A 23,476-nucleotide genomic window follows, 5' to 3' on the forward strand; every position below is an offset into this window, starting at 1 on the left:
ACTTGTCCTGACGAGTCGCCCGAGGCAGCTTGGGAGAGGTATCGAGCGGCCCGGCGAAAGGAACGAAGTGAGCATCGGCGCACCGGGAACCCTGGTCCGGATGGGCGTTCTCGCCCTGTTGTGGGGATCGGGGTTCCTGTGGATCAAGCTCGCGCTGACCGGGTTGCCGCCCGTTCAGGTGACCGTCATCCGCTGTGCCCTCGGCGCGGCCGTCCTTCTCGTGCTGAGCCGCTGGGCCGGGCAACGACTCCCGCGCGGCCGCCGGATCTGGGGCAGGCTCCTCGTCGCCGCCTTCTTCTGCAACGCCTTGCCGTTCGCGTTGTTCGGCATCGGTGAACTGACCGTCGATTCCGGCGTCGCGGGGGTGATGAACGCGACGACCCCGCTGTGGTCGTTGCTGATCGGTATCGGGATCGGCACCGAACGACGGCTGACGGTGGTCCGCGTGGGCGGGCTGATCCTCGGTTTCGCCGGCATCCTGCTGATCTTCGCGCCCTGGCAGAAGAGCGGCCTGCTGGGCTGGGGGACGCTGGCCCTGCTCGGCGCCGGCATCAGCTACGCGATCGCTTTCGCTTACATGGGAAGGAAACTCGTCGGCGAAGGCGGTCCGATCGCGATCTCCGCCGCGCAGCTGCTGACCGCGACCGGGCTCAGCGCGCTCGCGCTGCCCTTCGACGCCGCACCGGCCGGACCGCTGAACGTGACCGCGGTGCTCGCCGTCGTCGTACTCGGGATCTTCGGCACCGGCGTCACCTTCTACCTCAACTACCGGCTCATCGCCGACGAAGGCGCGACCTCCGCGGCGACCGTCGGCTACCTGCTGCCGGTCGTCTCGGTCGCGCTGGGCGCGATCGTGCTCGGCGAGGACCTCGGCCCGCGGGTGCTCGCCGGGATGGCCGTGGTGCTCCTCGGAGTCGCGCTGACGCGCTACGTGAGGTCTTCGGCGAGCAAGTCCATCAGCAATCCGTCGTGCCAGCCGTCGCCGTCGGTGTCGCGTTCGTAGCCGCGCATCACGCCGACCTCGCGGAAGCCGACGGCCTTGTAGCAGCGGATGGCGGCGTCGTTGTCCACGGCGGGATCGATCACCAGCCGATGGTGCCCGCGATCGTGCAGGAGATGCCGCGCCATCGTGCGGACGGTGTCCGTGCCGAGTCCCCGGCCGTGCGCCGCCGGGTCAAGGAAGAGGTCGACCGACGCGTGCCGGTACATCGGGTCCTCCTCCTCGCCGTACTGGACGAAGCCTCGGACGACGCTCCCTTCGAGGACCGTGAAACAGGCTGTCGTGGGGTCGTCGAACGGCCAGGTGGGGGAGTCGTCGACCGAACCCCAGCGCGCCCCGACCTCGGCCGTGCCGCGGATGCGTCGCAGGTCCGGGACGTGGGCCTCGGTGACCGGGGTCAGGGTCACGATCTCCCCGCGCAACTCGGTGGTCAGTTCCCGCTCCGTCCGCTCGTCCGAATGGCGCCAGTCTAGGGAGAAACCGGCCGTGGCGCCGCCGGACCGCACGAACGCGGGGGCTTTCCCGGCCGGAATCCGGTATCAACGAAAGGGACGACGGAGGTGGGTCATGGGGAACCCGTTCGAGGAATTGCGTCCGGTGGAGGAATTGGTCGACGGTGGGGCGACGGCCGTGCGGGCGGCGGTGCTGCGCAAGGCGACCGAAGCCGTGGTCGCGAACGCCCGCGACGCGACGGACTGCCGGATGCTGCTGGAGATGCTGGGGCTGCATTCGGAACCCTCGGTCCGGACCGAGGATGAAGCCGCCTGAGGCACCGCAAGTACATGAAGGCCCCCTTCCTTGCGCTAGACGCAAGGAAGGGGGCCTTCATGTACTTGGGAAGGTGTGAAGGACTCCTTCCCTCGGCTGAGCCGAGGAAAGGGGGCCTTCACGCGCGGTCGCTGTGACTGCTGGTGTTCATGGGGCTCGCGTAGCGCCTCGCAAGTCCGTGAAGGCCTCCTTGAGGGACTCGTTTTGCTTACCCACCTGGTGTGGGTCGAGCCTGAGGGGTTCGGGGCGTTGAACGTCCTGGCTCCTCCGCGCTTGGAGTCGTTGATGAAGGATCTGGGACAGTGAACGTCCCAAATCCTTCATCGACAACGCTCGACCCCGCCCACGCGCAGGTCAGACGTAGATCAACAAATTCCGGTCCTTCACGGACCGGGCCGGAGAACCAAACCGCAGCCGGAATCCCTAAGCGGCTGAAGAGGTTCAGCGCCGCGGCAGCACGCAGAATTCGTTGTCTTCCGGATCGGCCATGACGACCCAGTCGTCCGACTCGGGGTCTTCGATGATCCTGGCGCCGAGCGACACGAGCCGGGCGACCTCTTCGCGCTGCTCGAGTTCGGCGGGCGCGAGGTCGAGGTGCAGCCGGTTCTTGCCCGACTTCCCCTCGGGGACCGGCTGGAAGAGCAGGCTCGGCACGTCGGGGCTCTTCAACTCGACATAGGTCACGCCATGACCGTCGGTCCACCGCTCGGTCTCGGGGTAGCCGAGTGCTTCCTTCCAGAACGCGGCCAGTGCTTCGGCCTCACGGCAGTCGACGGCGACGGCGAGCATCCGGGTTCGCATGGATCAACGGTGGCACGGAACGGCGAGGTTTGCCGGATGCGCGGGCGGGCACCCGGCGGGGAGCAGAGCCACTCGCCGAAGGGAGCACCATGAAGGCCGTCACTTGGCACGGCAAACGCGATGTCCGGGTCGACACCGTCCCGGATCCGAAACTGGCCGAACCGACCGACGCCGTCGTGCGGATCACCTCGACCGGTATCTGCGGGTCCGATTTGCACCTTTACGAGGTCCTCGGCGCTTTCATCGACGAGGGCGACATCCTCGGGCACGAACCCATGGGCGTCGTCGAAGAGGTCGGTTCCGGGGTGACGAACCTGAAACCCGGTGATCGCGTCGTCGTCCCCTTCAACATCTCCTGCGGCCACTGCTTCATGTGCGACCGCGGCCTGCAGTCGCAATGCGAGACCACACAGGTCACCGATCGGGGCAAGGGCGCGGCGCTGCTCGGCTACACCAAGCTCTACGGGCAGGTCCCGGGCGGCCAGGCCGAATACCTGCGCGTCCCGCAGGCCCAGTACGGCCCGATCAAGGTGCCGGACGGCCCGCCGGACGAGCGTTTCGTGTACCTCTCCGACGTCGTGCCCACGGCTTGGCAGGCCGTCGACTACGCGAACATCCCCGAAGGCGGCACGGTCGTGGTCTTCGGGCTGGGCCCGATCGGGCAGTTCTGCTGCCGGATCGCGAAACACCGGGGCGCGGGGAAGGTGATCGGCATCGACCTGGTGCCGGAACGGCTCGCGAAGGCCGCCGCGGCCGGCGTCGTCACCTACGACACGCGTGAACACAAGTACCTCGGCGACCTCATCCGCGAGACGACCGGCGGCAGGGGAGCGGACTCGGTGATCGACGCCGTCGGGATGGAGGCGCACGGGGCCCCGATCGGGCGAATGGCGCAGAACCTGGTCGCCCTGCTGCCCGACCCGATCGGCGCGAAGATCACCGAGAAGGCCGCCATCGACCGGCTCAGCGTGCTGTACGCGGCCATCGACTGCGTCCGGCGCGGCGGCACGATCTCGCTGAGCGGCGTCTACGGCGGCATGGTCGACCCGCTGCCGATGATGGACCTGTTCGACAAGCAGATCACCCTGCGGATGGGGCAGGCCAACGTCCGGCGCTGGATCGACGACATCATGCCGCTGATCGCCGACTCCGCCGATCCGCTCGGCGTCGAGGGCTTCGCGACGCACAAGATGCCGCTCAAGGACGCGCCCCACGCCTACGAGATCTTCCAGAAGAAGCAGGACGGCGCCGTCAAGATCCTTCTGGAGCCGTCGGCGGCTTGAGGTGTCGGCCCGGGGATGCCGGGTATCCGGTGGACGACCCTGAAGGAAGGAGCGATGGGATGACCACGGCACGAGACATCATGACCGCGAACGCGACCTGTGTGTCCGCCTCCGAAACCGTCCTCGACGCGGCCAAGAAGATGGCCGCCGAATCGGTGGGCGCGGTACCGATCTGCGGCGAGGACGGCAAGCTCAAGGGCATGCTGACCGACCGCGACATCGTGGTGAAAGTCCTGGCCGAAGGCAAGGACCCGAGGGCGCTGCACGCTTCGGAACTGGCGCAGGGCGAGGCGGTGACGATCGGCGCCGACGACGACGCCGAGGAGATCATGCGCACCATGGCGAACCACAAGGTCCGGCGCCTGCCGGTGATCGACGGGCACAAGCTCGTCGGCATCGTGGCGCAGGCGGACGTGGCCAAGGCCCTGCCCAACCCGGACAGCGGTGAACTGGTGGAAGCCCTGTCCTACGACTGACGGCATACTCGCTCGGTGGCGTTCTTCGACATCGAGGGTTACGAACCCGTGTGGCTCTCCCGACTCCAGTCGATCCGGAGGGCACACGGGGATCGTCGAGTACACCGAGTGGCTCTCCGACGCGCCCGTCGTGGTCGACTTCGGCGACGAACGGCTGGAGATCACGCACTGGAAGTTCGACGAACTTTCCCTGACCTGGAACAGGATCGACCCGGTCGGGAAGTCCTCATGGGACTGGGGTGATCCGGCCGAGCCCAGCTCGCTCCGGTGGCGGCAGGACGTCTTCCCGAAACTGTCCGCTTTGGAGGGTCAGGTGCTCCAAGACGTCGAGTTCAACGCACCCGACGAGAACGGCCTCGAATACACCGAGCCCGACTCGTCCTATCGGCGACATTCCTTGGCAGGCTGAAAACGGGGTGCGGCGGTCGTCGATCTTGGCGATACTTCCCGGCATGTCCCGGATCAAGCTGGCCGAAGCGCTCGCTCTGCGCGCCGACGCGACCAAGAAGGTGGAGGCGTTGCGCTCCCGGATCGTCGACAACGCGCGGCACCAGGAGGGCGAGGAACCGTCGGAAGACGCCTCCGCCCTGCTCGTCGAAGCCGAAACCGCGCTGGACGAACTGGAATCGCTGATCCAGCGGATCAACCGGACCAACGCCGCGACCCGGCTCGGGGAGGGCACGATCACCGACGCGATCGCGCGCCGCGACGTCCTCCGGCTCAGGCACGGAGTCCTGACCGCGGCCGCCGACGCCGCGGCCGGGCGCAACCAGGGCGGCTACGGCCGTCAGCTCCGTTCGGAACTCCGGTATCTCTCCGCGTTGCCGGTCGCGGAACTGCGGTCCCGCGCGGACCGGGTCGCGGGGGAGATCCGGCTGGTCGACGTCGAGATCCAGCGCACCAACTGGGAGACCGACCTCCTGGACTGAACGTGGAAAGCAGGTAGCCCACCGGGAAGCGGGCACAAGCCGAGGGCCGGCGGTATTCCGGTCCGCCTCCTGGCACGTGGCGGGCAGCGTGGGGGTTCGACTCCCCGATCACAACTCCGCCCAGCACGGCGCACAGGTGACGGCGCAAACGGCACAGTTCATCACCACGTGCCGGTCCCGGAGGGTGAGGGCGGGTACGGGGTCTTTCCACGCATTCCCGGTGTCACAGTGGTGTTCCCGACATCTTCACCCCGCCGAGGCATGGGCGCGGCTGATCGACTCTGTGCCAAGGTGAAGAGCGGAACAACCCATGAGTCCAGGTGGTGACCCCGGATGGCACTGAAGATCGGTTACAAGGCGTCGGCCGAGCAGTTCGGCCCGCGCGACCTCGTCGAGTACTCCGTGCTCGCCGAGCAGGTCGGGCTGGACAGCGTGATGGTCAGCGACCATTTCCAGCCCTGGCGGCATCAGGGCGGGCACGCGCCGTTCTCCTTCGCGTGGATGGCGGCGGTCGGCGAGCGCACCGAACGGGTGGTCCTCGGCACCAGCGTGCTGACCGCGACCTTCCGCTACAACCCGGCCGTCGTCGCGCAGGCGTTCGGCACGCTCGGCAGCCTGTACCCGGGCCGCGTGCTGCTCGGCGTCGGCAGCGGTGAGGCCCTCAACGAGGTCGCGGTCGCCCGTATCGAGTGGCCCGCGTTCAAGGAGCGGTTCGCGCGGCTGCGCGAGGCGATCGACCTGATGCGCAAACTGTGGTCCGAGGAGCGCGTCACGTTCGAGGGCGAGTACTTCCAGACCACCGACGCCACCGTGTACGACCGGCCCGAGGGCGGGGTGCCGATCTACATCGCGGCCGGCGGCCCGGTGATGGCGAAGTACGTCGGCAAGCAGGGTGACGGTTTCATCTGCACCAGCGGCAAGGGGATGGAGCTCTACACCGAGAAGCTGCTGCCCGCGGTCGCGGAAGGCGCGGAGCAGGTGGGCCGCAGCACCGGCGACATCGACAAGATGATCGAGATCAAGCTGTCCTACGACCCGGATCCGGCGCAGGCGCTGGAGAACACCCGGTTCTGGGCGCCGCTCTCGCTGACGCCGGAGCAGAAGGCGGGTATCGAAGACCCGGCCGAGATGGAGAAGGCCGCGGACGCGCTGCCGATCGAGCAGGTCGCCCGGCGCTGGATCGTGACCTCCGACCCGGCCGACGCCGTCGAGCAGATCAAGCCGTATGTCGAGGCGGGCTTCAACCACCTCGTCTTCCACGGTCCCGGCCACGACCAGGAGCGGTTCCTGCGGTCGTTCTCCGAGCAGGTCGTCCCGGGGCTGCGCGAACTCGCCTGAACCGATGTCGGCGGGCGGCACCGCGCGAGCGGTGCCGCCACCGGGCCGTCAGGACTCGGTGACGAGCTTGCCGATCTCCTGGTCGAAGTCGAACCATTCCGGCTCGGACCCGGCGGGGACGACGTCGTAGGTGCGGTCGAGGAATTCGGCCAGCTCCTGCGCCGGGGCTTCGAGCACCGCGCAGCCGTCGGGCGCGCTGAGCGCGAAGATCACGATCGAGGTGTCGTCGGCCGGGCTGATGATCACGTCGCCCTCACCCGATGGAGTGAGCAGTCCGTCCGCGAGGAGATCACGGCCGAACATCCAGCGGACCGTCCCGCCGCCCGAGTGGTAGGCCACCACGACGGCGTAGGGGTCTTCGGGGTCGTATTCGAGATCGGCCTGGACGGGGAGCGGGTCCGCACCGAAAGTGCGCAGGCCGAAGACGATCGTCCCCCGGATGAGGTCGCTTTCCTTGTCCAACGCTTCAGCCCCTTACGTTCGGTTGCTGTTGATCTTCAGCTATTGATAACGCAATGTGAAGCCTTTTCGTGACCCGAGTTGACAAGGTTCACACGTTCGGCTGAGAGCTGCGTCTCACGTGCTCACGGACGGTTCCCGGCGGGCACGTGCGGTGAGCGGCCGGAAAAAGCGATCAGCCGTGCAAAAGAAAGAGACTCCGCACGTGCATATTCCGGTGAATGAGAATAGCCAGCCGTTCGGCGGAGTGAATCGCTATTCCCCGTGGTTAACATCATTGTGCGTCGTTCACGTATTCCAGGAGATCGGCGTGGCTCCGTCCTGGACCCCGGCGAGCATGGTCGTTGAGGATAGGGAAAGGAGCGGTAATGGGCGTACGCATCACCGTCGCCATTCCCAGGCAGGACGCCGGGCAGCGGAACACGGTTCACGGGCCGCGCGGTCGGGTGATCCCGAGATCCGCGCCGCCTTCGCCGGGCGTGGCGACCGCGCCGGCGGTGCCCCGTGTGCGGGAGCGTCGCCGTGATTGAGCGGCTCCCGATGCGGGTCGGGCAGGCCGACATCGACCGGCTCGAGGGTGTCATCGGAGCACTTCGGGCACGCGACTACCGGGAAGGCGGCGGATCCTGCCGGGAACTGCTGCGCGTGCTGGAGCCATACGGCGCCGCGCTGCGGCGGGGGATGATGTCCGAGCCGCTGGCCAGGCGGCTGGCGGGAGTGGTCGCCGATCTGCACAACCTCAGGGGCTGGACGGAGTTCGATTCCGGTTGCCCCGTGCGGGCCGAGCGGCACTTCCGTCGTGCGCTCGAACTCGCGACGGAGGCCGGCGCCGACGATCTCCTCGCCAACATCCGTTACCGGCTCGGCCGGATGTATCTGCATCACCGCACGCCGGCGGAGGCGCTCGAGCAATTCCGGCAGGGACAGCTCGCGGCGCGCCGCGGGGGACGGCCGCTGTCGCAGGCGATCCTGTCGGCGAACGAGGCGTGGGCCTACGCGCTGCTCGGTGACGTCCGTCAAGCGCTGGACAAGCTTTCCCTTGCCCCGGAACAATTCGCGGACTCCGTCGGCGACGCCGTGCCCTCGTGGTCGGCCTTCTTCACGGCCAACGACCTGGCCGCGATGATCGGCACGGTGCGCACCGAACTCGCCAGGCTCGTCGACGTCCGTCATTGCCGTGAGGCGATTCCCGCGCTCACCGAGGCCATCGACGGGTACGGCCCGGACATGATGCGCAGCCGGTCGCTGACGATGATCTGGCTCGCCGTCGACCACGCGCTGGAGGGTGACATGGACCGGGCCGCGGAGGTCGGTCTCGCCGCGATGGAGATCGCGGACGGGATCCGTTCCGCGCGGACACGAGATCGTTTGAAGCCACTGTCGGAAAGCGTGCGGAAGCGAGTCGGCGATATTAATGCGCGAGATATTCTTGACCGGATCGCAACATTTCGAGCCAGTGCCTGAGCGCCGGGGAATAGGTGGAGGAATGACCGGATCAATTTCACCGGGCGTAGGCTCGCGGGTATGAAACGGACTTCGTTCGCGCAATGGCCGTGTTCGATCGCGCGCACCATGGACCTGCTCGGTGACTGGTGGACGCCGCTGGTCCTGCGCGAGGCGTTCTACGGGATCCGCAGGTTCGACGAGTTCCAGCAGGAGCTCGGCATCGCGCGGAACACCCTGGCCGACCGGCTGCGCCGCCTGGTCGGGGAGGGATTGCTGGAAAAGCGCGCCTACCAGGCCGACCCGGTCCGTTACGACTACGTCCTGACCGAGAAGGGCACGGATTTCTACGGCGTGCTCGCCGCGATGTCGCGCTGGGGCGACCGCTGGCTCGCCGGGGAGGCCGGGCCGCCCGTCACCCTCCATCACGAGACCTGCGGGCAGGACACGCACGCGGAGGTCGTCTGCGCGCATTGCGCCGGGCGGTTGACCGGGGAGAACACCCGCGCGCGGCTCGGACCGGGCTACCCGCCGAAGCTCGCGGATCGTCCCGATGTGGTGCGCCGTTTCGCCGCGCAGGAGGTTTGACAACGTAAGTCCATCTACGCAACTATCGAGGTCACGAGCATGGGAGGCGGGCCACGATGGAGTGGACGGGCGCCAAGTACGCCGACAAGCCGACGGTCGAGGTCGAGGCGTGGGTCGACGCCGTCCCGGAACGGGTCTGGTCGATCGTCTCCGACGTGCGGCTGATGCCGGAGATGAGCCAGGAGCTCCAGGCCGCCGAATGGTGTGACGGCGTGGAAGGCGCGGCCGCGGTCGGCAGGCGGTTCGTCGGCCGCAGCAGGCACGACGCGCTCGGGGAATGGGAGACCACGTCGCACGTCGTCGAATGCGACGAGCCACGCGTGTTCACCTGGGCCGTGCACGACGCCGAGACGCCCACGGCGCTGTGGCGCTTCACGCTGGAGCCCGAGAACGGCGGGACGAAGCTCCGGCAATGGATGCAGCTGGGGCCGGGGCGGTCGGGGCTCTCACTGGCCATCGACCAGATGCCGGACAAAGAGGAGAAGATCGTCTTCGTCCGGCTGCGCGAGTTCGAGAAGGCGATGACCGGGACCCTCGCCGCGATCAAGGAGCGGGCCGAGGCGGGCGGCGCGTGATGCGGACGGCGACCACGGTCGAGGCTTCCCGTGGTCCGCGGGAGACGCTGGAGTTCGTGCTGGAGGCGGAAAAGCTCGGCCTCGACGACTGCTGGGTCGCCGAGGCGTGGGGATCGGACGCGCCGTCCGTGCTCGGCTACCTCGCGGCGCGGACGGAGCGGATCCGGCTCGGCTCGGGCATCATCCAGCTCGGCACCCGGACCCCGGTGGCGATCGCGCAGGCCGCGCTGACGCTTTCGGAGCTTTCCGAGGGGCGGTTCGTGCTCGGGCTCGGCGCTTCGGGGCCGCAGGTGATCGAGGGGCTCCACGGCGTTCCGTTCGCCCGGCCGCTGACGCGGATGCGGGAAACGGTCGCGATCATCCGCCAGGCGTTCGCCGGGGAGAAGATCGCGTTCTCCGGCAAGGAGTTCGAGATCCCGCTGCCGGGCGAGAGCAGGCCGATGCGGCTGTCGACGGCGCCGAATCCGGACATCCCGATCCATCTGGCCACGCTTTCGCCGAAGCTGCTGGAGCTGACCGGGGAGATCGCGGACGGCTGGCTGGGGACCAGTTTCGTGCCGGAAGGGGCACAGGCCTACTTCTCGCATCTCGACGCCGGTCTCGCGAAGGCGGGCCGGACGCGGGCGGACCTCGAAGTCTGCCAAGGCGCCGAAGTCGCGTTCGCGAAGGACGAGGACGAACTGGGCGGGATGGTCGCGAGCCGCAAGGCCGAACTCGCGTTCAGTCTCGGCGGCATGGGCTCGGCGAAGACGAACTTCTACAACAACGCCTACAGCAGGCAAGGCTGGGCCGAGGCCGCCGCGGCGGTGCGGGAGCGCTGGCAGGCGGGCGACCGGGAGGGCGCGGCCGCGCTGGTGACCGACGAGATGGTGCTCGGCACGACGCTGATCGGCACCGAGCCGATGGTGGCGCGACGCCTGCGCGTCTGGCAGGACGCCGGCGTCGACACGGTCCGGCTGTATCCGGCGGGCGAGACGGTCGCCGACCGGCTCACCACCCTGGGGCGTGCGCTGGACCTGGTCCGGGCGCTGGGCTGAATGCCCGCGCCGGTTGAGGTGACCGGCCGAGCGCGGCGGTCGCCGCCTGCTCCAAGCGGGTAGAACTTGTTTCACTTTTGCCGCCGGCTGGAGAACATGACCTCGCTCGATCCCCCACGCGAGGAGGATTCATGGGTCCCGATCTCCGCCTGTCCCGCCGTCAGGTCCTGCGCGGCACCGGGCTCGCGCTCGCTTCGGGACTGCCGTTGGCGGGGATGGCTTCGGCGGGCTCGGCGGTGGTCGGCGAGTACGACGTCGTCGTGGTCGGCGCGGGTGCGGCGGGGATGACCGCCGCGCTGACGGCGGCCAAGCGGGGGCTCAGCTGCGTGGTGCTGGAGAAGGCGGCGAAATTCGGCGGTTCGGCCGCCCGGTCGGGGGCGGGGATCTGGATCCCGTGCAACCCGGTACTGGCGCAGGCCGGCGTCCGCGACACCCCGGAACAGGCCGCACGGTATCTGTCCGCCGTGGTCGGTCCGTCGATCCCCGCCTCGCGGCAGGAAGCGTTCCTCGCCAACGGCCCGGCGATGCTGTCCTTCGTGATGGCCAACAGTCCGCTCCGGTTCCGGTGGATGGAGGGCTACAGCGACTACTACCCGGAACTGCCCGGCGGGATGCCGGACGGCCGCTCGATCGAACCCGACCAGCTGGACGGGAACATCCTCGGCGCCGAACTGGCCAACCTGAACCCGCCCTATCTCGCCACGCCCGCGGGCATGGTCGTCTTCAGCGCGGACTACAAATGGCTCGCGCTGGCCGCGGTCAACCCGAAGGGCGCCGCGGTGGCGGCCGCCTGCCTCGCCCGCGGCACGGCCGCCGCGCTCGCCGGGCAGAAACCGCTCACCATGGGGCAATCGCTGGCCGCGGGACTGCGGGCCGGGCTGCAGCGCGCCGGTGTCCCGGTCTGGCTGAACACGCCGCTGACCGATCTCGTCATCGAGAACGGGAAGGTCACCGGGGTGGCCGTCGCGGCGGGTGTGGTGAAGGCGCGGCGAGGTGTCATCGTCGGCTCCGGCGGGTTCGAGCACAACGCCGCCATGCGGGCCGAGTATCAGCGCCAGCCGATCGGTACACAATGGACTGTCGGCGCGCGGTCGAACACCGGCGACGGGATCCTGGCCGGAAAGCGCGCCGGGGCGGCACTGGACCTGATGGACGACGCCTGGTGGGGGCCGGCGATCCCGCTACCCGGCGAGCCGTACTTCTGTCTCGCCGAACGGACCCTGCCCGGCGGGCTGATGGTGGACGCTGCGGGCAAGCGGTTCGTCAACGAAGCGGCGCCGTACAGCGACGTCGTGCACACGATGTACGACCGGAACCCGACGTCACCCACCATTCCCGCGTGGCTGATCGTCGATCAGCACTACCGCAACCGGTATCTCTTCCGCGACGTCGCGCCACTGCTGCCACTTCCCGATGAGTGGTACTCGGCGGGTGCGGTCAAGAAGGCGTGGACCGTCGAATCACTCGGCACCGCGATCGGTGTCCCGTCGCAGGCGTTGCGCGCCACCGTCAACCGGTTCAACGGGCAGGCACTGTCCGGTGTGGACAGTGACTTCCATCGGGGCGACAGCGCTTACGACCATTACTACACCGATCCGTACGTCTTGCCGAACTCGTGCCTCGCCCCGCTCTGGGAACCGCCGTTCTACGCGTTCAAGATCGTGCCGGGCGACCTCGGCACCAAGGGTGGGATGCGCACCGACGCGCGGGCGCGGGTGCTGCGGGCGGACGGTTCGGTCATTCCCGGGCTGTACGCCGCCGGGAACGCGAGCGCGGCGGTGATGGGCAACAGTTATGCGGGCGCGGGGTCGACGATCGGGCCGGCGATGACCTTCGGGTACGTCGCGGCGAACGACCTCGCCGATCAGGCTTCGAGCTGACGCGTGCGGTCCGGGAGCTTGAGCCGTGAGACGACGATGACGAGCCCGAAAGCGGTGAGGGCCGCGACGGTGCGGATGACGTTGTAGGTCTCCCAGCGATCGAGGATCGCCGCGTGGTCGGCGGGTGCGGTGGTGACGGCCCAGACCTTGATCCGGCCGTTGATCGGGACGTTGCCGAAGCGGGTGACCAGGAACGATGTCACGACCAGGCCCGCGGCCACGCCGGCCAGCCATCGCGGCCGCCCTCGGCTCAGCAGGGCGAGCGCGAGGGAGCTGATCGCCGCGAGCGCCATAGCGGTCTGCATGACGACGCCGTTGCGCTGCATCAGCGCCGTGTGGAAGGTCAGCCGCACGTCGAGCGGGACGACGTCGAACGTGGCGGCGACGTTGACCGCGCCGTAGCCGAACGCCCCGGCGAGCAGTCCCGTCGACAGGAGGGCGACGCCGGTGACGAGATCCGACCTGAACTTTGACATGGCGTCAAACTTAGCGGGCGTGGGTAAATCTGACAACATGTCGGAGTTAGCGTGGGGTGGGCGTCGGTACAGGTGGTCGTGAGTGGCGTTTCGGGTTCTAACCCGAAACGCCACTCACGACCCACGCGAGACCCGCACTCACGTGATCGAAGCCGGAACTCGCGTGATCAGAGGCGGAACACCCCGAGTGCGGCCTCCAATCACGCGAGTCACGTGCCTGATCACGTGAGTCACGCCTTCGCTCACGCCGCGCCTGGGTGCCCGGTCCGTGAGCGGCCACCTTCGCGTTCCCGCCAGTTGTCGCGTGAGCACCCGTTAAGGTGAGGCGTTCACGTGGCATCAAGGGCTGGGGGGTCCGCCATGATCAACAAACGTGCCTATCACCACGGGGATCTCCGTCGTGCGCTTGTCCTCGCCGCGCGGGAGCTCCTCGTCGAACGAGGTCCGGAGGGGGTGAGTCTGCGCGCCGCGGTCGCGAAAGTGGGTGCGTCCACCGCGGCGCCGTATCGGCATTTCCGCGACAAGGACGCGCTGCTGGTGGCGGTCGCGCTGGAAGGGCACGCCGAGTTGCAGGGGTGCTTGCAGGGTTGCGGCGCCGGGACGGTGACCGCGCTCGGGCACTCGTACCTCGGCTTCGCTCTCGAGAATCCCGCGTTGTATCGCTTGATGGCGGGCGCCGGGATCGGTGACCGTGCCGCGTATCCGGAACTGGCCGAGGCGCACCGGCAGACCTGTGCGCTGCTCGCCGAGCGGGTGGGGGAGCGGAACGATCCGGGCGGCTTCGCCGTCACGCTCTGGTGCCTGCTCCACGGGCTCGCCACGCTCGTGATCGACGGTCACGTCGAGCGCGATTCCGCCGTGGCGGAGGCCGAGCGCAGTCTGGGGCTCCTGGTCCATTAGCCGGGGACGTCGTGAGTGATCCGGGCCGTTCAGACGACCCGGATCACTCACGAACCCGCACTCAGCCGATCGACGGGATGTAGGTCGGCAACCGCCGGACCTTCGTGTCCTGTTCGAACGCGTACGCGATCGCCAGCAGCGACGGTTCGCTGAACCGCCCGCCCATGATCGACAGTCCCAGCGGCAACGGCCCGGCGTACGCCATCGGAACGGTCATGTTGGCGTAGCCCGAAACGGCCGCCGGGCCGGACGAGTCGATCAGCAGCGCGCCGTCGCCGACGCCGAGTTGCGTCTTCCACGCCGCGTTGTTCGTCGGCGCGACGATCGCGTCGAGTTTTGCGCCGCGCAGCGTCTCGTCGAGGCCCCGCCGGGCGGCGCTCGTCGCGGCTTCCCGCATCGCGCGGTACGCCGGATCGTTCAGATCACCGGTGGTCGCCTGCGAACGGTCCCAGAGATTGTGGGTCCAGTACGGCATTTCGACCGCCGCGTGGTCCAGGTTGTACTGGATCAGCCCCGCCAGATCGGCGGGATGCTTGCCGCCGGTGGAGGCGAGGTAGGCGTTGATGTCGTGTTTGAACTCGGTCCTGATCGCGGGGAACTCGTTGGCCGCGATGACGTCCAGGTACGGGATGGTGATCTCGACCGTGGTCGCGCCGAGCTTCCGCAGCCTGGTCAACGCCTGCTCGAACGCCGCCTTCGTGGTGTCGTCCGGGGTGTACACCTCACGCCAGATACCGATCCGCTTCCCTCGCAAAGCGTTGGGGCGCAGGAACTTCGTGTAGTCGTCGATAGACTGCTTCGCGGCGTCGACGGTGATCGGGTCGCGACGGTCGGCGCCGTTGAGGGCCGCGAGCAGGATCGCGGCGTCCACCACGTTGCGCGCCATCGGGCCCGCGGTGTCCTGCTGCTTCGACACCGGCACGATCCCGCTGCGGCTGACGAGCCCGAGGCTCGGCTTGACGCCCACGATGCCGTTCGCGCCGGACGGGCAGCTGATCGAACCGTCCGTTTCGGTCCCGACGGCGACGGTCGCGAGGTGCGCCGCGACGGCGACCCCCGGGCCGGACGACGAACCGCACGGGTTGCGGTCGAGGACGTAGGGGTTCGCGGTCTGGCCGGCGAGCGGGCTCCAGCCGTTCGACGAACTGGTGGAGCGGTAACTCGACCACTCCGAAAGATTGGCCTTGCCGAGGATGACCGCCCCGGCCTCGCGCAGGTTCTCGACCACGCCGGCGTCACGGTAGGGGCGCGACTCCAGCAGCGCGGTCGAGCCCGCGGTGGTCGGCTGCCGGTCCGCGGTGTCGATGTTGTCCTTGAGCAGCACCGGGATGCCGTCCATGGGGCCCTTCGACCGGTGCCGGTGCCGTCGCACGTCACTCTCCGCGGCGAGCCGCAGCGCGTCCGGGTTCGTGGAGAGCACGGCGTGCAGCGTCGGGTTCAGCTTGCGGATCCGCTGCAGGTAGAAGGCGGTCAGCTCGACCGAGGACAGCCGTCCGGAGCGCATCGCCCGCTGCAGGTCGGGGATCGTCGCCCGCTCCAGGTCGATCCCGGCCACGACGGGACGGCCGGACCGTTCCGCGGCCCACGCCGGGACGGCCGTGGTGACGGACGCAACGGACACCATGACGAGGAACGCCGCCACGGCCGCGCCACGTCTTTTCAAGGAATGTCTTGTCAAGGAATTCCCTCCTTGGTCGAAAGAATTCCTGAACAGTACGTGCGCCGCTCCGTTTCGGAAGTGCCCGGAAAAAGCCGCGGATGGTGATTTAATCGCCGCGTGAACGCCTCGTCCGGTAGGCGACCGGTCACGCAAACGGCCTGTGGCAGGCGGGTTTACTCGATTTCTGCACGGGGCGGCACCGGTCGCGGACACACGGTGAGGCGATTTCCGGGATTTCGTCGGAAATATTCCGCCCGCATTCAGGTGGCCGCCCGCTTGCCGTGTTGGTCGGGGATTGTTCGGGGTTCGCCGATCATCCGGCGCGGTTTCGCCCGGTGCTTTCGGCGAGCGCGGTACCGAAGGAGCGGGCGCTGCTCGCCAGCGCGGTGACCGCGGAAACCGGATCACGGCGGACGGGGAGGACCGCGGCGAGTGCCGCGCCGACCCGGCCGTCCGGGGTCCGGACGGCGACGGCGGCGCAACCGAGTCCCTCGGCGATCGTCTCCGACTCCGCCGCGAACCCGTTCGCGCGGATCTCCAGCGCGTCGGTGTCCGGTTCGGCGAGCGCTGGGTGATGGGCGGCGAGGAGCCGCCCGGCGGCGGTCCCGGGCGGCAGCGGGCTGCCCGGCCACACGGGGACGTCGTCGGCGGGGAGGACCGCCCCGGCCGCGACGAGTGCGCGCCCTTCCCTCGGCACCACGAGCACCAGGCTCGCGCGCATCCGCGCCGAAAGCACCGGCAGCCATTCCTTGGCCAGGTCCCGGAGTTCGGGCTGCCAGCGCCGCCCGAGCCGGAACACCCGCGAACCGATCCGGTAGCCGCGGCCCGCCCGTTCCACCGCGCCCAAGTCGGCCAGCTGGTCCAGAAGCCGGTGCACGGTGGTCTTCGGGAGCCCGGTGGTCCGCACGAGCTGGGTCAGCCCGGCCTGCCCGCCGTGCTCGTCGAGTGCTTCCAGCAACGTGAACGCTCCTTCGAGCACGCCGCGTCCGCCAATGGTCTCCCGCATCGCCGCCCTTTCCCGGAAACAGGCCACACCGGAGAAGTAAAGTGCGCCTCCGGCCTGCCGGGATACGAACTTCCGGGCAGCCGATGGGGCGGGGTTCCGCTGAACGGCCCATTCGCCGACGTGACCGACACCGCGCCGCGAACCACCCTGCCGGGTCCGGCGTCCCGGCGCGTTCCTGGCATGCTGGCAAGGTTCGCGCGAACACCACAGCTCCAGGGGGACGTCGATAATGGAGGAGATCCGCCGCCTCGCCGATCGGTTCGATCTCATCGAGCCCGTCGGCGGTGGCTCCATGGGCACCGTGTGGCGGGCGCGCGACGAGAACCTGGAGCGCACGGTCGCGGTCAAGGAACTCCTTCTGCCGCACGGCGCAGGGGAGGAGAAGGCCGACGAGGCCAAGAACCGCGCGCTGCGCGAGGCCAGGATCGCCGCCCGGCTGGTGCATCCGCACGCCATCACCGTCTTCGGTGTGATCGACGAGCAGGACCGTCCATGGATCATCATGGAGTACCTGCCCTCCACCAGCCTCGCGGAGAAGCTGCGCGAGGGGCCGATGGAGGTCGACGACGTCATCCGTCTCGGCATCCAGCTCTGCTCGGCGCTGGCGGCCGCGCACCGGGCGGGCATCGTCCACCGCGACATCAAGCCCGGCAACGTCCTGCTGGGCGACGACGACACCGTCAAGATCACCGACTTCGGGATCTCGCGGGCGATGGGCGACGTCCAGCTCACCGCGACCGGCGAGATCTCCGGGACACCGGCCTTCCTGGCGCCCGAGGTGGCCCGCGGCGAGGACGCCACGTCCGCTTCCGACGTCTTCTCGCTCGGCGCGACGCTGTACACCGCGCTCGAAGGCGGCACGCCGTACGGCACGGCCGAGAACCCGATCGCGTTGCTGTACCGCGCGTCGAGCGGTGAGATCACCCCGCCGACCAGGTCCGGGATCCTCACACCGCTGCTGAACCGGCTGCTCGACGTCCGGCCGGACAGCAGGCCGACGATGTCCGAGACCGAGCGGGAGCTGCGCGCGCTCGCGGCGGGGGAGCCGACGACGCTCGTCGCGGAGGAGCCGCCGCCGAAGGCGCGCAAGGGAATGCTGATCGGCGTGCTCGCGGTGTTCCTCGTGCTCGCGGCGGCCGCCGCCGCGGCCGTGGTCGTGGTGCTCAACCGCGACGACGACGCCTCGACGAATCAGGCCCCGCCGCCGGCTTCCCAGTCGCAGTCCGCGGCGCCGACGACCTCGGAGCCGGTCGCGCCGCCGCCTTCGCCGTCCTCAGTGCCGCCGTCGACGCCGCCTCCGTCCTCGTCCTCCTCGGTCGCGCCGCCGCCCGCGCAGACACCGGGGCAGGCACTCGCGGCCTACTACTCCCTCATCCCGGGGAATCTCCAGGCGGGCTTCGCGACGCTCAGCGACAACTTCAAGCAGACCAGGAACCAGAGCTTCGAGCGGTACTCGAACTACTGGCGGCAGTACAGCTCGGTGACCGTGTCGAACGTGACCGAATCCGGCACCACGGTGACGGCGACGCTCACTTACGTGAAGGCGTCGGGCGGGACCACGACGGGGCGGGAGACCTTCGTCCTGGTCCAGAAGGACGGCCGCTACCTCATCGACTCCCAGCACTGAGGCCGAGTTTCCCGGCGAGGCGCTGAAGCCAGGCCTCGACCTCCTCGGGTGAGCGGTCCGGCAGACCGAAGATCGTCTCGGTGACCCCGGCCGCTTCCAGTTCGGCCAGCTTTTCCGGATCCGGGCGGACGCCGAGCGCGGAGATCTCCGGCTCCCCGGCACGACCCTCTTCGTGCCAGATTTCGCGCAGCCGCCGCGCTTTGTCCTCGATGTCCGTGTCGCCGGGCGTGGTGAGCCACCCGTCGGCGGATTTCGCGATCCAGCGGAACGTCTTCTCCGTCGCGCCCGCGCCGACGATCACCGGGATATGCGCTTGGGCCGGTTTCGGCCACGCCCAGCTGGCGCCGAACGAGACGAACTCGCCCGCGTACGAGGCTTCGTCCTGCGTCCAGAGCGCGCGCATCGCTTCCAGGTACTCGCGCAGCACCGTCCGGCGTTTGCCGCCGGGGACGCCGTGATCGGCCAGTTCGTCGACGTTCCAGCCGAAGCCGACGCCGAGCGTGACCCGCCCGGCCGAGAGGTGATCGAGGCTGGCGATGGTCTTCGCCAGCGTGATCGGATCGCTCTCGACCGGGAGGGCCACCGCCGTCGCGAGCCGGATCCGCGTGGTCACCGAGGCCGCCGTGGCCAGGGCGACCCACGGGTCCAGCGTGCGCAGGTAGCGGTCGTCGGGGAGCGACGAGTCGCCGGTGCGCGGATGCGGAGCCTCCCGTTTGACCGGGATATGCGTGTGTTCGGGCACGTGGAAGGCGTCGAAGCCCGCCGCTTCGGCCGCCCGCGCGGCCGCCGCCGGACTGATGCCCCGGTCACTGGTGAACAGCACGATCCCGTATCTCACAGGCGGTCACGCTATTAGAACGTGTTTCAGTTTGCAACCGTGGCATGCAGCGTGACCGGCAGGGCGTTCAGCCGCCAGGTGCCCGGGTCCGGGATCCGCAGGAGGCCGTCGGCGAGGGCGAGATCGGGGAATCTGCGCAGCAGGCCGGTGAGCGCGACTTCGACCTGAACCCTGGCCAGTGAAGCGCCGAGGCAGAAGTGCGGCCCGTGGGCGAAGGCGAGATGCCATGCCGGTCCCGCCGCGCGCCGGATGTCGAAGACGTCCGGGTCGGGGAACGCCCTGGGGTCCCGGTTCGCCGCGGCGATCGCGACGGTAACAGGTTCTCCTTCGGGGATGAGGACGTCGCCGATCCGGGCGTCCGTGGTGGCGAACCGGGGGAGGGTCAGCAGCTGCGGGCTCTGCCAGCGCATCACCTCCTCGACCGCGCCGGGCATGAGCGTCGGGTCTTCACGGAGTTCGGCCAGCTGCTCGGGATGGGAAAGCAGGGTTTCGACCGCGTTGGCGATGAGATTGCCGGGCACCTGGCCGCCCAGTACGAGTTGCCAGACCAGCGCGACCAGCTCGGTTTCGCTCAGCCTGTCGCCGTCTTCGGCCTGGATCCTGAGCAGTTGCGAGAGGACGTCCTCGGCCGGTTCGAGCTTCCGTTTCGCGATGGCCGCGAGTGCGCCCTCGACGATCCCGGGGACCGCTTTCGCGAGCCCCGCCCCGTCGCCGGCCGAGACCAGGGCGCCGTACTCACGCCACCGCGGACGGTCGGCTTCGGGGATGCCGACCAGAGCGCAGATCACGTCCACCGGCAGCGGGCGCGCGAACGCGGTGACCAGGTCGATCCGGTCTTCTCCGGCGAGTTGGTCGAGGAGGGTGTCCACGAGCCGCCCCATCCCCTCGCGGAGCGCCGCGGCCTTGCGTGGGGTGAACGCGGGGGCGACCAGCCGTCGGAGCCGGAGGTGTTCCGGGCCCTCGACCTCCTGCATCGTCCGCATGTACGGGCGGCAGTGGTCGGGGATGTCCATGCGCTGATAGCTGTTCGGGCTCAGGGCGAAACGCGGGTCGCTCAGCATCTTCCGTGCTTCTTCGTGGCGCAGGACCGCCCACATCGAGAACCCCGGCGCGGAGAGTTTGGCGATCGGGGAGCGCTCGCGGACGGGGCCGTAGGCGGTGAACGGGTCGCGCAGGACCTCGGGGTCGGTCAGCAGGATCTCGGGAACTTCGGACAAGGCGGCTCTCCCAGTTCGGATGTTCAAATCAGATGTTCTCATCATCTGAATGGTCAAGGTATCTTGATCCGGGTTCGAGAGCAATCGTGCTGGCTGACGGGAGGCCGATGGTCCGGCTGAGCAGGGCGGAGACGCAGGAGCGCAATCGCGCGAAGGTGCTGGCCGCCGCGCGCGACGAGTTCGCGGAGCAAGGCTTCCGCGACGCCAAGATCGACGTCATCGCCGAACGGGCGGAACTCACCCGGGGGGCGGTCTACTCGAACTTCCCGGGGAAACGCGCGCTGTACTTCGCCGTCCTCGCCGAGCTGGCCGAACGATCCGCCGGCGCGCCGCACTCCGTGCCCGGCGAGACGCTCGAAGGTGCGCTGGGCGCGCTGGCCAGGGCTCGGGTGGCGGCGCTTCCCCTGGACGACGATCAGGCGGGTCTGGCCCGCGACCTGATGCCCGAGGTCCTCGCGGACGAGCACGCCCGGCGCCCGTTCGCCCAGCTGGTGAAGCTCAACGGGCTCCTGCTCGGGCTCGCGCTGGAGCGCCTCGACCCGCCGGAGCGGACAGCGGGATCGCCGATCCCGCGCCGGGTCCGGCTCGCGGAGACCGTGCTGACCACGCTGTACGGCGCCGGCCAGCTGGCGGCCACCGCGCCGGGGCTCGTCGAGCCCTTCGATGTCGTGAGCGCGTGCGAACGGCTGGCCGGGCTGGCTTTCAACGACTGGTGGGCGCCGCCGGTGATCGTGCCCACGGCGCAGGCCGCCGACCGGCCGTGGTCACCGCCCGGGGCCGTCGACCTCGTACGCGCCGAATCCTTCGTGCCCGGCGACGGCGTCGTCGTCGTACTGGGCACCCATCGGCTGGCCGCCGCGGAAGAAGCCGTCCGCGCCTCGGGTCGCGACGTCACCGTCGTCGCCGTGACGAGTGATCCCGACGAGCTGGTGCCGCTGACCCGGCTGATCGTCGCGGAACTGTGCGGCGGCCTGCGGCAGGCCTTCCCGGAATCGTCGTGGCCGGGCGTGCGCGTGGTGTGCGACGTGACCGGGACACTGGCGGCCGCGGCGGGGGTGCTCGCGGTCAGCGACGAGACCGAGGCCGCGATCCGGGTCGAACGGGGCAGGATCGTCGCCACCGCGGACGGCCGCGGCGCGGGGCACGCCGTCTCGGGCGAAGTGTCCCGTGTGGACAGTGCCTAGATCGTGTCCGTGTGGCGGATCCGGTACACCTGCAGGCGCAGCCCGTAGTACTTGTCGGTTTCCCCGACCCACACCATGCCGAGCCGTTTCGCGGTCGCGATGGCACGCGTGTTGTTCGGGCGGGCGACGGCGAAGAGTTCGTCCGTGTCCTGGGTGAACGCCCAGCCGATCAGCGCACGGGCGGCCTCGGAGGCGTAACCCTCGCCCCACGCGTCCGGATGCAGCTGCCAGCTGATCTCCAGGTCCTCTTCGTACGGTGGCAGCAGATGGATGCCGAGCCCGCCGACGACCATGCCGTCTTCCTTGCGCTGCACCGCCCATCTCCCGCGCGGCGGCACGAGATTCGGCTGCGCCTGCTGCCAGGCCTGCAGAACCGAACGCATGGCCGCCGCGTCGGTCACCCGGTCCATCGCCGGGGTGAGCCAACGGGTCACGTCGGTGGTGCCGTAGATCGCCAGCGCGGCTTCGGCGTCGTCCTCGGACCAATCACGGACGACGAGCCTTTCGGTGGTCAAGTCCATAACAGAACGTTACGCGCACAGGTGGGGTCATGGGGTGTCCGGATCATGACAACTCGGCAACCCGCGTACCTTGGCCTCATGCGCGCCGACGCCTCGACCACACCCGACCAGGCCTGCCCGATCGCCCCGGTGGTCGACCTCGTCTTCAGCCGCTGGACCACGCCGATCCTGTGGGCGCTCAACGAATTCGGCAGGCAGCGGTTCGTCGAACTCGAGCGGCGCATCGGCACGATCACGCCGAAGGTGCTGACGCAACGGCTGCGACAACTGGAACGCGACGGTCTGATCACCCGGACCTATCACGCCGAGGTGCCGCCCCGGGTCGAGTACGAGATCAGCGACCTCGGGCGGAGCCTGGCGCCGCTGTTCGCGACTCTCGCGGACTGGTCGACGGAGAACCTGCCGAAGGTGGAAGAGGCGCGGTCGGCTTACGACGCCGGTAGTTGAGCGGCTGGTGGTGTTCCCAATGCCTCATTTGAGACGCTCAGCGACTCAAATGAGGCATTGGGAACACCGGCTTCCCGCAGGCTCGGCTTCGAGGCGGCGCGAAGGTCGCGAAAGCCACTTTCGCAACCTTCAACGTTGCGAAAGTGGCTTTCGCAACGCGTCCCGTTTGGGAGCCTTGGAAGACGCGCAGAGGACAGCCCAGGCCTCGTGAGTGGTGAGGACGGTTCAGGCAAAGGCGTCGCGCTTGTCAGCTGTGCTGAAGGGGCTTTCGCTGCGTCTCCGGGCGGTTTCGCGTGACCGCAGGGACGGCACGCGTGATCAGACGGACGACACGCGTGTCCAGGCGGACGACTCGTGGCGAACTCGCTTATTGACCGATCGGTCCAGATACGGTTAAGCTCCTGTCATGTCCCGGGTGAAGGAATTCGACGTCGACGCGGCCTGCGAAGCCGCACTGGAGCTGTTCTGGCGGCAAGGCTACGAAGCCACCTCCGTCAGTGACCTGGTCGCCGAGCTCGGCATCGGCAAGGCGAGTCTGTACGCGACCTTCGGCACCAAGCACGAGCTGTACCTGACGGCCTTGAATCGCTACATCGCCCGGGGCAACGAGCGGTTCGTCGAGGACTTCGCCGGGCCAGGGCCGGCGCTGGCGGGAGTCCGACGGCTCATCGACCGCTATCTCGCCGAAATCCTGGGCGAATCGGGTCGCAAAGGCTGTTTCGTGGTCAACGCCGCCATGGAGATGATGCCGAAGGACCCCGAGGTCGTGCGGGTGATCGAGCGCAGCTGGGACGCGCTCGAACTGGCGGTGCGGATGGCGTTGAGCCGCGCGAAGGCGCAGGGCGAACTCGACGCCTCCGCCGACCCGGAAGAGCTGGCCGGCTTCCTGCTCACCGTCCTGCAGGGCATGCGGGTGCTGAGCAAGGGGCCGGATCCCGCGGCGCGGGCCAAGGCGACGGCGAGGCAGGCCATCGCGGTTCTCGAAGCCGCTCGCAAACACTGATAATGGAACGATCGGACCAG

Annotated in this window: 26 protein-coding genes; 17 read left to right on the forward strand and 9 right to left on the reverse strand. The window is 69.0% G+C overall.

What is annotated here, in order from left to right:
* The first annotated feature begins 67 nt into the window (after nt 1-67).
* Complete coding sequence (locus AMK34_RS26305) at nt 68-1,003, forward strand: DMT family transporter (RefSeq protein WP_073847103.1); 936 nt, start codon at nt 68-70, stop codon at nt 1,001-1,003.
* On the opposite strand, the gene AMK34_RS26310 is transcribed toward AMK34_RS26305, so the two are convergent.
* Nucleotides 928-1,434 (reverse strand): GNAT family N-acetyltransferase, encoded by a 507-nt coding sequence (locus tag AMK34_RS26310; protein WP_073847202.1) that lies wholly within the window; start codon nt 1,432-1,434, stop codon nt 928-930. The two genes, AMK34_RS26305 and AMK34_RS26310, sit on opposite strands and share 76 nt — an antisense overlap.
* Nucleotides 1,435-1,567: 133 nt before the next feature.
* Between AMK34_RS26310 and AMK34_RS26315 the strand changes: the two genes are divergently transcribed.
* Complete coding sequence (locus tag AMK34_RS26315) at nt 1,568-1,768, forward strand: hypothetical protein (protein ID WP_038515283.1); 201 nt, start codon at nt 1,568-1,570, stop codon at nt 1,766-1,768.
* A gap of 441 nt (nt 1,769-2,209) precedes the next feature.
* Here AMK34_RS26315 and AMK34_RS26320 read toward each other — a convergent pair whose 3' ends face one another.
* Nucleotides 2,210-2,569, reverse strand: coding sequence for a VOC family protein (locus AMK34_RS26320; protein WP_073847104.1), 360 nt, complete (start codon nt 2,567-2,569; stop codon nt 2,210-2,212).
* A gap of 89 nt (nt 2,570-2,658) precedes the next feature.
* Between AMK34_RS26320 and AMK34_RS26325 the strand changes: the two genes are divergently transcribed.
* The 5 genes from AMK34_RS26325 to fgd all read left to right on the forward strand — a co-directional run bounded on the left by AMK34_RS26325 (nt 2,659) and on the right by fgd (nt 6,595).
* Nucleotides 2,659-3,852 carry a zinc-dependent alcohol dehydrogenase gene (locus AMK34_RS26325; protein WP_038515281.1) on the forward strand — a complete coding sequence of 398 codons (1,194 nt, stop codon included), beginning with the start codon at nt 2,659-2,661 and terminating at the stop codon, nt 3,850-3,852.
* 59 nt (nt 3,853-3,911) lie between these two features.
* Nucleotides 3,912-4,328: a CBS domain-containing protein gene (locus AMK34_RS26330; RefSeq protein WP_016333456.1), complete on the forward strand. Its 417-nt coding sequence runs from the start codon at nt 3,912-3,914 to the stop codon at nt 4,326-4,328.
* Nucleotides 4,329-4,458: 130 nt separating this feature from the next.
* On the forward strand, nt 4,459-4,737 hold the full coding sequence (locus AMK34_RS26335; RefSeq protein ID WP_241832857.1) for a hypothetical protein: 279 nt from the start codon (nt 4,459-4,461) through the stop codon (nt 4,735-4,737).
* Between the two features lie 43 nt (nt 4,738-4,780).
* On the forward strand, nt 4,781-5,257 hold the full coding sequence (locus tag AMK34_RS26340; protein ID WP_228694568.1) for a DIP1984 family protein: 477 nt from the start codon (nt 4,781-4,783) through the stop codon (nt 5,255-5,257).
* A 333-nt stretch (nt 5,258-5,590) separates the two neighbouring features.
* Nucleotides 5,591-6,595, forward strand: a complete 1,005-nt coding sequence (gene fgd / locus AMK34_RS26345; protein ID WP_037344247.1) for a glucose-6-phosphate dehydrogenase (coenzyme-F420) — start codon at nt 5,591-5,593, stop codon at nt 6,593-6,595.
* Nucleotides 6,596-6,643: 48 nt separating this feature from the next.
* Here the strand turns inward: fgd and AMK34_RS26350 are convergent, their stop codons facing one another.
* Nucleotides 6,644-7,057, reverse strand: coding sequence for an SsgA family sporulation/cell division regulator (locus AMK34_RS26350; protein ID WP_038515280.1), 414 nt, complete (start codon nt 7,055-7,057; stop codon nt 6,644-6,646).
* A 537-nt stretch (nt 7,058-7,594) separates the two neighbouring features.
* On the opposite strand from AMK34_RS26350, the gene AMK34_RS26355 reads away from it, so the two are divergent.
* The 5 genes from AMK34_RS26355 (at nt 7,595) to kstD (ending at nt 12,577) form a co-directional block, all read left to right on the forward strand.
* On the forward strand, nt 7,595-8,518 hold the full coding sequence (locus AMK34_RS26355; protein WP_073847105.1) for a hypothetical protein: 924 nt from the start codon (nt 7,595-7,597) through the stop codon (nt 8,516-8,518).
* 60 nt (nt 8,519-8,578) lie between these two features.
* A complete protein-coding gene (locus AMK34_RS26360) occupies nt 8,579-9,085 on the forward strand; it encodes a winged helix-turn-helix transcriptional regulator (protein ID WP_038515278.1) in 507 nt (168 codons plus the stop codon).
* Between the two features lie 56 nt (nt 9,086-9,141).
* On the forward strand, nt 9,142-9,660 hold the full coding sequence (locus AMK34_RS26365) for an SRPBCC family protein (RefSeq protein WP_038515277.1): 519 nt from the start codon (nt 9,142-9,144) through the stop codon (nt 9,658-9,660).
* Nucleotides 9,660-10,697, forward strand: a complete 1,038-nt coding sequence (locus AMK34_RS26370; protein WP_073847106.1) for an LLM class flavin-dependent oxidoreductase — start codon at nt 9,660-9,662, stop codon at nt 10,695-10,697. The genes AMK34_RS26365 and AMK34_RS26370 overlap by 1 nt, the downstream gene beginning before the upstream one ends.
* Before the next feature lie 131 nt (nt 10,698-10,828).
* Nucleotides 10,829-12,577 (forward strand): 3-oxosteroid 1-dehydrogenase, encoded by a 1,749-nt coding sequence (gene kstD / locus AMK34_RS26375; protein WP_073847107.1) that lies wholly within the window; start codon nt 10,829-10,831, stop codon nt 12,575-12,577.
* On the opposite strand, the gene AMK34_RS26380 is transcribed toward kstD, so the two are convergent.
* Complete coding sequence (locus AMK34_RS26380) at nt 12,562-13,053, reverse strand: DUF1772 domain-containing protein (RefSeq protein ID WP_073847108.1); 492 nt, start codon at nt 13,051-13,053, stop codon at nt 12,562-12,564. The two genes, kstD and AMK34_RS26380, sit on opposite strands and share 16 nt — an antisense overlap.
* A gap of 360 nt (nt 13,054-13,413) precedes the next feature.
* On the opposite strand from AMK34_RS26380, the gene AMK34_RS26385 reads away from it, so the two are divergent.
* Complete coding sequence (locus tag AMK34_RS26385; protein WP_073847109.1) at nt 13,414-13,953, forward strand: TetR/AcrR family transcriptional regulator; 540 nt, start codon at nt 13,414-13,416, stop codon at nt 13,951-13,953.
* 61 nt (nt 13,954-14,014) lie between these two features.
* Here the strand turns inward: AMK34_RS26385 and AMK34_RS26390 are convergent, their stop codons facing one another.
* Together AMK34_RS26390 and AMK34_RS26395 are read right to left on the reverse strand one after the other, a co-directional pair.
* The gene (locus tag AMK34_RS26390) at nt 14,015-15,577 is read right to left on the reverse strand and encodes an amidase (protein ID WP_073847203.1); all 1,563 of its coding nucleotides are present in this window, start codon (nt 15,575-15,577) and stop codon (nt 14,015-14,017) included.
* Between the two features lie 349 nt (nt 15,578-15,926).
* A complete protein-coding gene (locus tag AMK34_RS26395) occupies nt 15,927-16,619 on the reverse strand; it encodes an IclR family transcriptional regulator (protein WP_038515271.1) in 693 nt (230 codons plus the stop codon).
* 229 nt (nt 16,620-16,848) lie between these two features.
* Between AMK34_RS26395 and AMK34_RS26400 the strand changes: the two genes are divergently transcribed.
* A complete protein-coding gene (locus tag AMK34_RS26400) occupies nt 16,849-18,246 on the forward strand; it encodes a serine/threonine-protein kinase (protein WP_083649989.1) in 1,398 nt (465 codons plus the stop codon).
* Here the strand turns inward: AMK34_RS26400 and AMK34_RS26405 are convergent.
* Nucleotides 18,227-19,084: an LLM class F420-dependent oxidoreductase gene (locus AMK34_RS26405; protein ID WP_073847111.1), complete on the reverse strand. Its 858-nt coding sequence runs from the start codon at nt 19,082-19,084 to the stop codon at nt 18,227-18,229. The two genes, AMK34_RS26400 and AMK34_RS26405, sit on opposite strands and share 20 nt — an antisense overlap.
* A gap of 26 nt (nt 19,085-19,110) precedes the next feature.
* Nucleotides 19,111-20,301 (reverse strand): cytochrome P450 family protein, encoded by a 1,191-nt coding sequence (locus tag AMK34_RS26410; protein ID WP_083649990.1) that lies wholly within the window; start codon nt 20,299-20,301, stop codon nt 19,111-19,113.
* Nucleotides 20,302-20,408: 107 nt separating this feature from the next.
* On the opposite strand from AMK34_RS26410, the gene AMK34_RS26415 reads away from it, so the two are divergent.
* Nucleotides 20,409-21,485: a TetR/AcrR family transcriptional regulator gene (locus AMK34_RS26415; RefSeq protein ID WP_073847112.1), complete on the forward strand. Its 1,077-nt coding sequence runs from the start codon at nt 20,409-20,411 to the stop codon at nt 21,483-21,485.
* On the opposite strand, the gene AMK34_RS26420 is transcribed toward AMK34_RS26415, so the two are convergent.
* Nucleotides 21,482-22,006 carry a GNAT family N-acetyltransferase gene (locus AMK34_RS26420; protein ID WP_038515266.1) on the reverse strand — a complete coding sequence of 175 codons (525 nt, stop codon included), beginning with the start codon at nt 22,004-22,006 and terminating at the stop codon, nt 21,482-21,484. The genes AMK34_RS26415 and AMK34_RS26420 overlap by 4 nt on opposite strands.
* 78 nt (nt 22,007-22,084) lie before the next feature.
* Here AMK34_RS26420 and AMK34_RS26425 point away from each other — a divergent pair, with 78 nt between their 5' ends.
* Nucleotides 22,085-22,453 carry a winged helix-turn-helix transcriptional regulator gene (locus AMK34_RS26425; protein WP_037344271.1) on the forward strand — a complete coding sequence of 123 codons (369 nt, stop codon included), beginning with the start codon at nt 22,085-22,087 and terminating at the stop codon, nt 22,451-22,453.
* A gap of 406 nt (nt 22,454-22,859) precedes the next feature.
* Nucleotides 22,860-23,456, forward strand: coding sequence for a TetR/AcrR family transcriptional regulator (locus AMK34_RS26430; RefSeq protein WP_038515265.1), 597 nt, complete (start codon nt 22,860-22,862; stop codon nt 23,454-23,456).
* Nucleotides 23,457-23,476: the final 20 nt, after the last annotated feature.

This window comes from Amycolatopsis sp. CB00013 (assembly GCF_001905755.1).
GTDB classification, from domain to species: Bacteria; Actinomycetota; Actinomycetes; order Mycobacteriales; family Pseudonocardiaceae; genus Amycolatopsis; species Amycolatopsis japonica.